Source organism: Vibrio sp. 10N, assembly GCF_036245475.1.
In the GTDB taxonomy this organism is placed as follows: Bacteria; Pseudomonadota; Gammaproteobacteria; order Enterobacterales; family Vibrionaceae; genus Vibrio.
On record NZ_BTPM01000001.1, the window covers coordinates 3,381,009 to 3,393,776 of the forward strand.

Annotated in this window: 13 protein-coding genes; 2 read left to right on the forward strand and 11 right to left on the reverse strand. The window is 48.4% G+C overall.

Features of this window, described 5'->3' with window-relative positions:
- Positions 1-5: 5 nt before the first annotated feature.
- From yihI to lexA, 3 genes are all read right to left on the reverse strand, one after another.
- On the reverse strand, positions 6-563 hold the full coding sequence (yihI, locus tag AAA946_RS15580; RefSeq protein WP_338165626.1) for a Der GTPase-activating protein YihI: 558 nt from the start codon (positions 561-563) through the stop codon (positions 6-8).
- Positions 563-1,201: a class I SAM-dependent methyltransferase gene (locus AAA946_RS15585; protein WP_338165627.1), complete on the reverse strand. Its 639-nt coding sequence runs from the start codon at positions 1,199-1,201 to the stop codon at positions 563-565. Before AAA946_RS15585 ends, yihI begins: the two co-directional genes overlap by 1 nt.
- A 160-nt stretch (positions 1,202-1,361) precedes the next feature.
- Positions 1,362-1,985, reverse strand: coding sequence for a transcriptional repressor LexA (gene lexA / locus AAA946_RS15590; RefSeq protein WP_338165628.1), 624 nt, complete (start codon positions 1,983-1,985; stop codon positions 1,362-1,364).
- A 283-nt stretch (positions 1,986-2,268) separates the two neighbouring features.
- Here lexA and plsB point away from each other — a divergent pair, with 283 nt between their 5' ends.
- Entirely contained in the window at positions 2,269-4,728 is a 2,460-nt protein-coding gene (gene plsB / locus AAA946_RS15595) for a glycerol-3-phosphate 1-O-acyltransferase PlsB (RefSeq protein WP_338165629.1), read from the forward strand.
- Between the two features lie 83 nt (positions 4,729-4,811).
- On the opposite strand, the gene ubiA is transcribed toward plsB, so the two are convergent.
- Positions 4,812-5,672, reverse strand: coding sequence for a 4-hydroxybenzoate octaprenyltransferase (gene ubiA, locus AAA946_RS15600; protein ID WP_338165630.1), 861 nt, complete (start codon positions 5,670-5,672; stop codon positions 4,812-4,814).
- Positions 5,669-6,211, reverse strand: a complete 543-nt coding sequence (locus AAA946_RS15605) for a chorismate lyase (protein WP_338165631.1) — start codon at positions 6,209-6,211, stop codon at positions 5,669-5,671. The genes ubiA and AAA946_RS15605 overlap by 4 nt, the downstream gene beginning before the upstream one ends.
- 160 nt (positions 6,212-6,371) lie before the next feature.
- On the opposite strand from AAA946_RS15605, the gene AAA946_RS15610 reads away from it, so the two are divergent.
- Entirely contained in the window at positions 6,372-6,779 is a 408-nt protein-coding gene (locus AAA946_RS15610) for a flagellar basal body-associated protein FliL (protein WP_338165632.1), read from the forward strand.
- Positions 6,780-6,815: 36 nt separating this feature from the next.
- Here the strand turns inward: AAA946_RS15610 and glpG are convergent, their stop codons facing one another.
- From glpG to ftsY, 6 genes are all read right to left on the reverse strand, one after another.
- Entirely contained in the window at positions 6,816-7,646 is an 831-nt protein-coding gene (gene glpG, locus AAA946_RS15615; RefSeq protein ID WP_338165633.1) for a rhomboid family intramembrane serine protease GlpG, read from the reverse strand.
- Between the two features lie 11 nt (positions 7,647-7,657).
- Complete coding sequence (gene glpE / locus AAA946_RS15620; RefSeq protein WP_338165634.1) at positions 7,658-7,984, reverse strand: thiosulfate sulfurtransferase GlpE; 327 nt, start codon at positions 7,982-7,984, stop codon at positions 7,658-7,660.
- 531 nt (positions 7,985-8,515) lie between these two features.
- Positions 8,516-9,373, reverse strand: a complete 858-nt coding sequence (gene rpoH / locus AAA946_RS15625) for an RNA polymerase sigma factor RpoH (RefSeq protein WP_338165635.1) — start codon at positions 9,371-9,373, stop codon at positions 8,516-8,518.
- 263 nt (positions 9,374-9,636) lie between these two features.
- Positions 9,637-10,590, reverse strand: coding sequence for a permease-like cell division protein FtsX (ftsX, locus tag AAA946_RS15630; protein WP_338165636.1), 954 nt, complete (start codon positions 10,588-10,590; stop codon positions 9,637-9,639).
- On the reverse strand, positions 10,580-11,251 hold the full coding sequence (gene ftsE / locus AAA946_RS15635; protein ID WP_042502875.1) for a cell division ATP-binding protein FtsE: 672 nt from the start codon (positions 11,249-11,251) through the stop codon (positions 10,580-10,582). The genes ftsX and ftsE overlap by 11 nt, the downstream gene beginning before the upstream one ends.
- Positions 11,252-11,313: 62 nt before the next feature.
- Positions 11,314-12,573 carry a signal recognition particle-docking protein FtsY gene (gene ftsY / locus AAA946_RS15640; protein WP_338165637.1) on the reverse strand — a complete coding sequence of 420 codons (1,260 nt, stop codon included), beginning with the start codon at positions 12,571-12,573 and terminating at the stop codon, positions 11,314-11,316.
- Between the last annotated feature and the right edge of the window lie 195 nt (positions 12,574-12,768).

Consider the following 12,768-nt stretch of genomic DNA (forward strand, 5'->3'; position numbering starts at 1 on the left):
TCTCATTATCCTTTGAACTGATCCATATCGACATCTTCGAACTGAGACAGAAGATCGTCATCGCTGCTCGCTTTCTTGCTTGGTGCAGACACTGGCTCTTCGAACATTTCTTCTTCGTCGTATTCAGGTTCCATCAGACCTAGTTGGTTCATCAGCTTCTCAATGCGATCCAGCTTCTCATCAACGTATTTCTGTAGACCTGCACCTAGATTCTCACCACTTTCGATACGATCCAGCAACACGTTAAGTTGTGCATCATTCTCTAGCATCTCTAGCTCTTGCTCAGCAGAAAGACGACGCTCAACCTTAGTTGGCTTTTTCTTCGGCTCAACAATCAGTGGGATCTTTTTCTTGCTGCCAAGACGCGGATCCAATTTCGCAGAACCTGTGCCTTGCTTCACTTCTTTGCCTTCAGAGTGGCGGCTGCCCGACTTCTGGCCTTTACGTTTCTTCAAACGCTTGCGAAGACGTCCATCAACGTCTGCTTGTGAACGGTTACGTGTAACCGCTACTACCGGCTCTGGATTCGAACCCGGTTTTCTTGATTTTTTCTTACGACTCATTACGTAAGCTTCCTCAGTAAAATGACATCATTACCAATGAATTCAATATCCAGCCCGTCTCGCTTTGCGAGGTACAAGAACGTGGCTCGACTAAAGAAAACAACATGCGTCTGGTCATTTTTGTAGTGCCATTTAGCAAATGCGTCTACATCTATCACCAGTTTTGTCATTAAGCCTAACCATCCTCCAGGCTTAATGAGCGATAACCATTGTTGCCAAACTTGGTTTGGCTCATACAAGTGCTCGATCACCTCTGTCGCGGTCACTACGTCATAACTAGTATCGAGTACGGATTTATCCGGATAATAGTACAGATCGTACAGCGCCATGTCATGGCCTTGCTCGGTGAGCATCAGTGACAGAGTCGGACCAGGACCACATCCAAAGTCTAGTCCTTTTGAACCGGGTGCAATTCGCTGCAAAATTGGGTCAGCCAATCGAGACAAAAAGCGGCGGTACCCTTGGTCTTGGGGATCGTTATTATGGAGGTCATAGTGCGCCTTTTCACTCACCGCATCTAGACGTTGTTCTCTTGGCACAAACACCAGCTCACAACGCTCGCACTGCAAGTAATCACGCTTTTTATCACTATGATAATGGTGGACGGATTGTCCCGAACACAGTGGGCAAGCTTCCACAATTCCTCTCCTTCACGATACCCTGATCAATACAAGGGTGCGAAACATACCAGAAAGTGAGCACTGTGGGGAGTAGAGATGGGTATTTTTTCTACAATTTAGTCAATTTAATCGCGGAAAATCGGCGGACGACCAAGGATGACCGCACCGCCACGAGACATTACATCCAATCTGTGTTGCGAATAATGCCCACTGCAATGCCTTCAATCGCAAGGTGTTGCGCGGTCAAATCCACTTCAATTGGTGAAAAATCTTCATTTTCGGCATGCAGCAATACTGTTGCCCCTTTGCGCTCTAAACGCTTCACGGTGACGTCTTCGTCTACACGTGCGACAACCACTTGTCCGTCACGAACGTCCTGAGTTTTATGCACCGCCAGTAAATCGCCATCCATGATACCGATGTCTTTCATACTCTCGCCGTTAACGCGAAGTAAGAAATCCGCTTGCGGCTTAAACATACCAGGGTCGACCTGGTAGTGCGCTTCAACGTGCTCTTGCGCCAAAATCGGCTCACCCGCTGCAACTTGACCGATAAGAGGCAGACCTTGATCTTCGTTGGCTGGCTCTTGCTCAAGTAAAATACGGATGCCGCGTGAAGCGCCAGGAATAATTTCAATCGCTTTTTTACGAGCGAGAGCTTTTAGGTGTTCTTCGGCCGCATTCGCTGAACGGAACCCAAGTTCCTTGGCGATTTCGGCACGCGTAGGTGGCATACCTACATCGTCTATTTTGGCTTTGATTAGATCAAAGACCTGCTGTTGTCGGGGCGTTAGCGGCTTCATACATCACCTGTCTGTTTATACAGTTAACTGTGAGTATATCCAGTAATGGGGCAATTGCAACGATAATTGGTTGTTTTTTTAGCAAGTTGACACCATAACTAATCACAGTGGTGTGGTGAATCTTAAATCGACGGCTTGGTGCTTTTTTTAATAAAAGGTAAGACCAGTTTCTGGTATGCTTGGCGCGCGCTAAATTTAATGTCTAGGATTTATCTGTAACATGGTAATGCCATGATTACTCCTCGACATTGTTTCTTTGAACAAAATGAGGCTGTGAACCTTTATGTCTTCAGGACAATCACTGTTCCGTTCCTTTATAAAACTGCCCATGTCGGTGCTAGTAAAAGGGACGGCGATTCCATCTAACCCCATCGAAGACCACAACATCGATATTTCGAAACCTGTGGTGTACGCACTTCCATTCAGCTCAAACGTTGATTTGCTGACCCTACAAAAGCAAGCCATTGCAGTTGGGCTACCAGATCCACTCGAGCCAATCGTGCTCAATGGCGAAGAACGTAATCGCTTTGTGTTCATAGCATCCAGGCCAACTCTTATTAATAGCGACCAGCATGTCCCTAGTGAGTCGATTGCTCTGTTCTCTGATTTGCTCAAAGAGCACGAGAAAGATCCTACTCTCGACGTACAAGTGATCCCAACCACCGTGTTGTGGGGACGCAAACCGGGCAAAGAAGAGACACCAAAACCTTATTTGCAGCCAATGAACGGCCTGCAGAAAACTCAGGCCGTGTTTGCCTCAGGACGCGACTGTATGGTGCGCTTTAGCCCAGTGGTCTCGCTGCGCTATATGGCTGACTCACACGGCACCGATGAATCCATCGCCCATAAACTGGCACGTGTGGCTCGTATTCACTTCTCTCGCCAGAAACTAGCGGCGTCAGGTCCAAACCTGCCTAACCGCCAAGTGTTATTCCACCGTCTGTTGAACTCACAAGTGATTGAGCAAGCGATTAAAGATCACGCTCAGAGCAACAACGTGCCAGAAGAGAAAGCGCGCAAAGAAGCACAGCAAATCATGGATGAGATCGCCGCCGATTTCTCCTACAAGCTGGTAAAAAGTGGTGAGCATGTCCTCACTTGGCTTTGGAACAAGCTATACCAAGGTATCAACGTCAGTAACGCCTCTACCGTGCGACGCCTTGCGCAAGACGGCCATGAGATCGTCTACGTGCCATGTCACCGCAGCCATATGGATTATCTGCTGCTGTCCTACGTGCTCTACAACGAAGGCATGGTGCCACCGCATATTGCCGCAGGCATTAACCTCAACTTCTTCCCGGCAGGACCTATTTTCCGCCGTGGTGGTGCATTCTTTATTCGCCGTAGCTTTAAAGGCAATAAGCTGTATTCGACGATTTTCCGCGAGTATCTCGCCGAGCTGTTCGCAAAAGGCTACTCAGTCGAGTACTTCAGTGAAGGTGGTCGCTCACGTACCGGTCGCTTATTGCAAGCCAAAACCGGCATGCTGGCGATGACCATCCAAGCCATGCTACGTGGTTTGAACCGTCCAGTAACGTTAGTGCCGGTTTACATTGGCTACGAACACGTAATGGAAGTCAGCACTTACGCAAAAGAGCTGCGTGGTAAGCGCAAAGAAAAAGAGAACGCCGGTCAGGTACTGAAAACGCTGCGTAAGTTGCGTAACTTCGGCCAAGGCTACGTCAACTTTGGTGAACCGATCCAAATCAATCAGTACCTAAACGAGGCAGCGCCGAATTGGACGCAAGACATTGACCCAATGGGCACCAGTAAACCTCAGTGGTTGGCACCTGCGGTGAATGAATTAGCGACGAAGATGATGACCAACATCAATGACGCTGCGGCGGCCAACGCACTGACGCTATGTGCTACTGCGCTGTTGGCCTCACGTCAACGCGCGTTATCTCGTGATAGCTTAGTTAATCAGATTGACTGCTACCTGTCTCTGCTCAAGCAAGTGCCCTATTCTCAGACCTGTACGCTACCAAGCGCGTCTGCCGAGGAGTTGGTGGCACACGCAGAGTCACTGGATAAGTTTGTGATTGAATCAGACACCTTGGGCGACATCATCTCGCTTGACCGTCACCAGTCGATCTTGATGACCTACTATCGCAACAACATTATTCATCTGTTCGCGCTGCCTTCACTGATTGCACAAATGCTGATCCGCCAGCACAAATTATCGCTAGAGCAAATCCAATACAATGTTCGTAAGCTGTATCCTTTCTTGAAAAAAGAGCTGTTTTTGAGTATTGAAGAAAGCGAGCTGGAATCAGTGGTCAATAGCATTGTCAGTGAGTTAACTCGACAAGAGTTAGTACTGGTGGAACAAGGCGTGGTATCGATGAACCAATCGAATACTCAAACGCTGATGCTACTGGGTCGTACCATCTCAGAAACCTTGCAGCGCTATGCGATTTCTCTGAACTTGCTGGCCTACTACCCTGAACTCGGTAAGCGCGACCTGGAGAAAAAGAGCCAAGATATTGCCCAGCGTCTTGGCCGCCTGCACAGCATTAACGCTCCAGAGTTCTTCGACAAAGGGGTATTCGCGTCCCTGTTTAGTACTCTGAAAGAGCAAGGTTATCTTGATAGCGATGGCAATTGCGACATCGCCGCTACCGAGAACTTGGCAAACCTATTGTACGGTCTACTTTACCCTGAAGTACGCTTAACCATTCAAGAAAGTGTGCATCAAAGCGAACCCGATCAAGATGACGTAAGCGAGCCAGAAACCGCTTAGCACGCCAATCTGTGATGAAAAAAGGGCGCGGTCACTGTGGTGACCGCGCCCTTTTTTATTGTCTCTGGCGACCATTGCAAACACTACTGCAGCAAAAACGCGCTCAGTAAACCGATGGTGACCACCATGCCTACATAGTTATTGTTGAGAAAGGCTTGGAAGCAAAGTGGGCGCTCACGATGACGGATCAGCCACTGCTGATAAACAAACAACGCACTCACCGCCAGCAGGCTCCAATAAAAGCTAGTACCCAGTTGATAGGCATAGCCAAGGGCCATAAGCATCAGCAACGTCGTCAATTGCAGCACCCCGATGATCAGCTTGTCTCGTTTCCCGAACAATATCGCGGTCGATTTGATGCCAATTTGCAGATCATCTTCTCGGTCAACCATGGCGTATTGGGTGTCATAAGCAATCGTCCACAGCGCATTAATGACAAACAAGAACCACACCACCGGGGGCAATGTGTTCGCTTGAGCGGCAAACGCCATCGGAATCGACCAGCTAAACGCCAAACCCAAAAATAATTGCGGCAGATGAGTATAACGCTTCATAAACGGGTAAATGAACGCGAGAAAGACACCGACAAACGACAGCTGGATCGTCAGCGTATTCATGGTCAGAACCAAAATAAACGATGCGAGGGCCAAGAAGACAAACAGGCCGAGAGCTTCTTTGGACGAGACCATCCCAGAAGGCAGTGGCCTGCCCTTGGTGCGTTCAACATGACCATCGACTTTTCGATCGGCGAAGTCATTGATCACGCAGCCGGCGCTGCGCATCATTACAACCCCAAGGGTAAACACCACCAATACCAACAGGTCCGGCACCCCTTCGGCAGCAATAATCAGTGCCCACAATGTCGGCCACAAAAGCAGCAACGAGCCAATGGGCTTGTCCATGCGCATTAATTGCCAATAGGCTTTCGCCTTGGTTGAGGTCATTGACCACTCTCCTGTTGATAGATCGGCGACTGAGGCAAAAATAGCTCAGCCACCAAAATCGGGTGCCCTTTTACCCATAGCCTTGAGCGGCGTGCAAATAAGTCCCCACTTGGGGTGGAAATTTGCGCGACTTGCAGCGCATCACGTTTAGTGTCGGCGCTCGAAAAGACCGTCACCCCAATCGGCACAGTGCCCTGTTGGGAAATATCATATTGACTACGATCCATCGACTCGAGCGACATTAACGTGCGGCCAATCACCCAAGGTGAATCGTCCCCAGAGAGCACCACTTCTCGCAGCCAGCACGCCTCATGATCGAGCAGTTCGATTTCATCGTGTAGCATGTCCTGCAAGGGACAAGCCTCACTGCGCACCACCTCAACCGAGAAATGGTCACAATGCTTAGCTAACTTGTGAGAAAGTGAACCCTGCTCCATAAGCCATTGCAGCGCATGGCGATTAAGATGAGGAAACTCGTCGGGGGATCGCCATTGAGCTTGGCGTAATATTTTCAGATAGTCGAAAGCTGAATCATTCATTTTTGCTATTCAATAACACGCGCTAAGCGCGTACAATCATTATTCATCTCGATGGCGTATTGTACCATCGATAGAGCACATTCACTCCAGCGATATTACGTCATTGTAACAAAATTAGGCTCATGGAATATCGGCTAAATCGAGTTTGAAAGAGAGAAATATGCGTAAACGTTACCTGACCCAGTTTTTCCTGATCATGGGCTTGACTGCTGCCATGCCCGCACTGTCGTCGCAAGAGTCGGTCCCAAACCTCGCTTATTTCACTTTAGAACCTGAACTGACGACCAACTTTTACACCAAAGGTAAGCGTCTGGGCTACGTCCAAGTCCGCATTGATGTCATGGTCGCCGATGTGAATGACTTGGCGGTGATCGAACACCACCAGCCACTAATCCGTGATGCGGTGGTCGAGCTGCTTGGCAAACAAAACGCCGATGTGATTAAGTCACTCGCTGGAAGAGAAGAAATTCGCCAAGCTTTAGTAAGTAATCTCAATAACTTACTGTTGGCGGAAACAGGCAAAGCCGTCATTGCCGATCTGCTGTTTACCAAATACCTCTATCAATAACCACTCAGCGTGCGAACACGCTGAGCGCTATTGCGTTTAGCGCTTAAGACGTTGGCTATCAATCAGCCCTAGCACCACACCCACAGCGAGTCCAGTTAAGTGCGCCATATTGGCGATCGCCATAAACGGCTGCACGAAGCCGAGCACCAGCCACACCAGCATAAATCCGACAATCGGTTTTTGGATTTCAAGCCCAAGCTCAGGTCGCTTAATGGTTAGCATCCATAAGTAACCCACTAAGGCATAAACCACCCCAGATAGGCCGCCAAAGTTAGCGCCTTCAACCCAATATTGCCCAGTACCGGACACCGCAGCCGACAGCAAAAAGATTTCCAGTAATTTTTTAGCTCCGAGACGCTGCTCGATATCACCACCAAGTTGCCACCACCAAAGCAAGTTGAAGATGATGTGCATGGCGGAAAAATGCAGCAGCGCGTGACTAAACCAACGCCAGATTTGCCATTGCTGACCTTCAAAAGCGGGAAAGTGCAGCGCCGAGAAAATCGCATTACCCATGCCAAGTTGCTGCAACACAAAGATAACCGAGCAGATCACCATGACAGCTAACGTCACTGCACCAGCCTTAGCTTTAATCATCGACATGAAACTTGGGGTTTGATAACGAAACGAATTGTGTCGCGTCTCAGCCATTTCCCAAGATGAAGCCTGGTATTTAGCATCATGCGGATTGTCGAGAAAATGCTTGAGCTCAACTTCGGCTTCGAGCTGATCTTCACTGTTCATCAACCACAACGCAAACTGACCCTCACCCTCAGGCATCATCTGCACATCAATGCGTCTTGATGCCATATAGTCAATAAACGCCTGCCCCATTCGCGGGTTTTGAAGGGTGATAAGTCTAACCATGTTTGTTCTCTCTATGTGTGACTCTCAGTTGGCAATGCGGCGCGATGCCAGGCCTCAAACCCACCATCAATACTATAAACCTGCTCAAAGCCTTGGTTAATTAAATACTGGGCGGCACCTTGGCTGCTGATACCGTGGTAGCACATGACCAGTACTGGCGCTTCAAACTCAACCTGCTGCATAAAATCTACAATACTGTCATTGGTCAGGTGAAAAGCGTTAACGGCATGTGCAACGGAGTAACTTTGCGGATCACGAATATCCACCAGCCTAGCGTCTTCATTGCTCTGTAATAACTGATGTGCCGCTTGCACATCGATATGTTGAAACTGCTCCATAGAGTTTAATCCTTTACTTTCGTCACACATGGTGCCACATCAAAGTTAAGCGTATTCCATGCGTTTTTGTCATGATTTTATTGGCTTCGATAATAGCACTATTCAGTGCTAACAAAGTACCGACACCTTTTGGGGTTATCCACTTCAGTCTATATTTTCACCATCTGTGAGTAACTCTGTGGATTGCGTTGATAAAGTGGTTTTGGATCTTTTGATCCACTATATCTGGGTATGATCTTGATCTAACTGTGGGTAAGGCAAAAGGTATCCCCAAGGCCAAAAGCCGCTAAAAGCGCCATTTGTCGCTGCTTTCTGACAGTTGGCAAATAATTTTGTCACAGACTTATCCACAAGGCATGGCAACAAAATCCAGATCAAGGATCGACACTCTGATTCGACTCAGATCACCGTGTCGATCACCAACCCAGATTGGCAACAACCCGCGCGCAGTGAGCGGACAGCAACAATAAAAAAGGCCGAAGTCTATGACTTCGGCCTTTCGTATGAATCCGTTTTTTCGCTTGTCTGCGATTAGAACTCGCCAACCGCGGCTTTAAGCTTCTTCATTGCGTTCTTTTCTAGCTGACGAATACGCTCGGCTGAGACGCCGTAGTTATCGGCTAAGTCTTGCAACGTCGATTTATTGTCATCAAGCCAGCGAGAACGAACAATATGCTGACTACGCTCATCGAGTGTCGCCAGTGCGTGACCTAAACGGTTATTAGTGTGCGCTTCCCAGTTTTGCGCTTCATAATCTTCTGCAAGATCAGAACTCTTATCTTCAAGGTATAGCGCTGGAGCCGTATATGTGGTGCCCGCTTCATCGTCATCACTAGGCATTTCAAATGTGGCATCTTGCGCAGCCAAGCGTGATTCCATCTCACGAACTTCTGCAGGCTCGACACCAAGCTCTTTCGCTACCGTTTCCACTTCACCGTTGTTAAACCAGCCAAGACGCTTTTTCGACTTACGCAGGTTAAAGAACAATTTTCGTTGTGCTTTGGTGGTGGCAATTTTAACGATACGCCAGTTACGCAATACGTACTCGTGAATTTCCGCCTTGATCCAGTGAACAGCGAACGATACCAGTCTTACCCCTACTTCTGGGTTAAAACGTTTTACCGCTTTCATCAGACCAATGTTGCCCTCTTGGACCAGATCCGCCATAGGTAGGCCGTAACCTGAATAACCACGAGCAACGTGAACAACGAAGCGAAGGTGTGACAAGATCAGCCCTTTCGCTGCATCAATCTCACCGTCGTAATGCAATCTTTCTGCTAGTTCACGCTCCTCATCAGCGGTCAGCATTGGGTAGCTGTTCACTGAGCGGATATAGCCGTCTAGGCTATCTTGTGTGACTAAAGCCATTGGATACGCTTGGTTTGCCATTCACGTCCTCATCTATCTCGAGTAGGGTTAACACCTTCTTAACCTGACAATACTGAACCTAATTGGCAGCAGATTCAAGAAGGGGTTAGTAATTATGCATAATCAATAGGTCTAAACAAGTGTATTTACCGATTAAATTTTACTCATTAATAGGTAAACCTTCAGTTAATGAGACACAAATCTCACTATGTCGTTGAATCCCAGTATGATTATGCTGGAACCGCTGGTCATGCCTTGTTACCGATTATTTGGACCACCATCCGCTAAACCGGTTCAATTTCTTTAAGATGGCGCTTAGCTGAAATTCTCGCCGCTCCAGTACCCAAGAATAGACCAAGCATCAAGATAAGAAGCGTCTCGTCCCAGCCAAGCCCCAACAAGCGGAAATCACTGTCGTACATCTTCGCCAATTCGGTCACCGTACTGTTGATAATAACGGTAAGCAAAGCCGTCAGCAGCCAAGCCACTATCGCTCCAATCAGGCCAAACCACATTCCAGAATACAGATACGGCCTTAAGATGTAGGCATCGGTCGCACCGATAAGCTTCATGGTTTGAATCGCCTCTTTATTGGCCAGCACATTAAAGCGCAATGTATTTCCAACAATCAGAAAGACAGACACCAACATCAGCACCGACAGACTCACCACTAAGGTCGAGGCTAAATTCTTAATCGCATCAAATCGGCCTAGCCAGTCTTCATCACGACGCACATCGGTAATGTCACCTCGAGTGCGCAGTTTCGAGACCAACTCTCGGTCAGTCTCTACGCTTGCATCACTAGGAATGATCACTAATACGCCGGGCAACGCATAACCATCAAGGAGGCTTAATGCTTGATCAAGGCCGGAATGTTCACTCAAATCAGCCAGACCTTGCTGCGGCGTGATGTACTCCACCTTGCTGACCGTATCCCAGCTTTCGATGTCATCTTTGAGCACTAGCACTCTGGCATCGGCGACACCGACATCAATGAACGCTGTAATTTGCGACTGACTGGCCACATTGGAGGTCACGGCGGCGACGTTCTTACCCAGCAAGTACAAACAAGCGGGCATGGTCAACGCCATGGAGATCACTGCCAGAGTTAAGATATTGCCAAGCGGGCGCTGCCACATTTCGATAAGCGAGTTTTTCGCCTGTCGCCAATGAACGGTAAAGAAGCCATCGGATTTCAGGCGCTGTTTCACTGGTTTCTGTTTGCGTTTAAACACCATCGCTCACCTCACTCAAAAAGCCTTGGTTAAGCTCGAGGTAACGATACTGAGGTCGTGAGCGCACCAAATTAATGTCGTGCGTAGCCAGCAAGATAGACACACCAGCTCGGTTAAACTCTTCAAACAGCTTAAGCACTTTATTCGACAGCTCTGGGTCAAGGTTACCCGTTGGCTCATCGGCAAGCAGCATAGTTGGACGGTTCACCACAGCACGAGCAATGCCAACTCGTTGCTGTTCACCACCCGAGAGCTGGCTCGGCAAACACTTCATCTTGTCTAACAGTCCGGTTTTATCCAGCGCCGCAGACACCCGGCGTTTGATTTCATTTTCTGAAATAGACTCAATACGCATGGGCAGTGCCACGTTATCAAACACGGTGCGATCCATCAGCAATCGGTGATCTTGGAACACGATACCTATGTTACGGCGCAGGAAAGGAATGTCCTTGGCTGGCAGTCGACTAATGTCGTAGTCGTTAAACAGAATACGACCATCGGTTGGTCGCTCAATGGCGCAGATAAGTTTTAGTAAGGTACTTTTACCGGCCCCTGAGTGGCCGCCCAAAAACGCCATTTCACCGCGTTTGAGGTGGAAGTCGACTTTTTGCAGTGCTTGTCGTCCTCCACGATAGGCTTTACTCACTTGTTCAAATTTGATCACCGAATCATTCCTCTGATCTGGACATCCTAGGTCAGAAAAGGGATGCCATGCATCCCCTTCAATTACTCTTCTCGACTAAACAGTGCGTCGATAAAATCTTGCGTCTCGAACGGCCTTAAGTCATCAATCCCTTCACCAACACCAATATAGCGGATAGGAATTTGGAACTGATCAGCCAAGGCGAAAATCACCCCGCCTTTAGCGGTACCATCGAGTTTGGTGAGCGTAATACCGGTGAGCGGTGCGACATCACTAAAGAGTTTCGCTTGGCTAATGGCATTTTGGCCAGTGCCCGCATCCAGTGTCAGCATGATTTCATGCGGTGCAGAGTCATCAATCTTCTTCATCACACGCACGATTTTACGCAGCTCTTCCATCAGGTTAGCTTTGTTTTGCAAGCGGCCTGCGGTATCCGCAATCACCACATCCACTCCACGCGCTTTCGCCGCTTCAATGGCATCGTAGATAACAGACGCACTATCCGCGCCAGTATGCTGAGCAATCACCGGAACGTCGTTACGCTCGCCCCAAACCTGAAGCTGTTCTACCGCTGCCGCGCGGAACGTATCGCCCGCCGCTAACATGACTTTCTTGCCTTCAGCCTGGAATTGCTTCGCCAGCTTACCAATGGTGGTGGTCTTACCCACACCGTTAACACCGACCATAAGGATCACGAATGGTGTTTTGCTCGTGTCCACTTCCAGCGGTTTTTCAACTTGCACCAAGATCTCGGCCATCTCTTCTTTAAGAAGACCGTATAACGCTTCACCATCTTTTAAATCGGCACGAGACGCTTTTTCTGTAAGGTTATCAATAATTTTTACCGTGGTGTTCATGCCCACGTCAGCAATTAATAGTTGCTCTTCGAGCTCTTCAAACAGCTCATCGTCAATTTCTTTGCCTTTAAACAAGCCAAAGAAACCGGCACCGATGTTCGCTTTGGTGCGGCTTAAGCTGCGTTTTAAGCGCGCAAAGAACCTTTCGGTCGGCTTCTCTTGCTCTTGAGCTCGAGCGGCTACCGGAGCTTCTGCTTCTGCTTCTGCTTCTGCTTCTGCTTCTGCTTTTTCAGTATCTTGCGTTTCATCCTCAGCTACCACCTCTTGGTCCGCTGATTCTAGAGCCGTTGGCTCTTCTTGCTGCTGGGGCGTCTCTTCAACACTGGCTTCAACCTTGTCAGTTTGTGGTTGCTGCTCATCACCTGATTCCGCTGATGGCTGCTCTGATTCGGTCTGTGCAGACGTGTCTTGCTGTTTTTGCTCTGTTTGCTCTTCGTCGCCAAAACCAAGCCAAGAGAGGAGTCCGCGCTTTTTCTTTTCTGTCATCTGAAACTATCCTGAATACTGTCTTTTCAAATGTCTTAAATTCGTCGTTGCCAAGACGCTACTGTTTCACGTCTGGCGCTGCAAAAATAATTGTGACAAAGCAGTGAAAACTTTTCTCAGAGATTGGTACACTTCGTCACTTATCAATTTAAGCTCTTTAATGAGCCCGTTATAGTATCACTTTATTGGCGGTCA

What these genes read in the sequence shown, in the direction of transcription:
- yihI (WP_338165626.1), bottom strand. Translation starts at nt 563, where the DNA reads ATGAGTCGTAAGAAAAAATCAAGAAAACCGGGTTCGAATCCAGAGCCG.
- lexA (WP_338165628.1), bottom strand. Translation starts at nt 1,985, where the DNA reads ATGAAGCCGCTAACGCCCCGACAACAGCAGGTCTTTGATCTAATCAAA.
- plsB (WP_338165629.1), top strand. Translation starts at nt 2,269, where the DNA reads ATGTCTTCAGGACAATCACTGTTCCGTTCCTTTATAAAACTGCCCATG.
- ubiA (WP_338165630.1), bottom strand. Translation starts at nt 5,672, where the DNA reads ATGACCTCAACCAAGGCGAAAGCCTATTGGCAATTAATGCGCATGGAC.
- AAA946_RS15605 (WP_338165631.1), bottom strand. Translation starts at nt 6,211, where the DNA reads ATGAATGATTCAGCTTTCGACTATCTGAAAATATTACGCCAAGCTCAA.
- AAA946_RS15610 (WP_338165632.1), top strand. Translation starts at nt 6,372, where the DNA reads ATGCGTAAACGTTACCTGACCCAGTTTTTCCTGATCATGGGCTTGACT.
- glpG (WP_338165633.1), bottom strand. Translation starts at nt 7,646, where the DNA reads ATGGTTAGACTTATCACCCTTCAAAACCCGCGAATGGGGCAGGCGTTT.
- glpE (WP_338165634.1), bottom strand. Translation starts at nt 7,984, where the DNA reads ATGGAGCAGTTTCAACATATCGATGTGCAAGCGGCACATCAGTTATTA.
- rpoH (WP_338165635.1), bottom strand. Translation starts at nt 9,373, where the DNA reads ATGGCAAACCAAGCGTATCCAATGGCTTTAGTCACACAAGATAGCCTA.
- ftsX (WP_338165636.1), bottom strand. Translation starts at nt 10,590, where the DNA reads ATGGTGTTTAAACGCAAACAGAAACCAGTGAAACAGCGCCTGAAATCC.
- ftsY (WP_338165637.1), bottom strand. Translation starts at nt 12,573, where the DNA reads ATGACAGAAAAGAAAAAGCGCGGACTCCTCTCTTGGCTTGGTTTTGGC.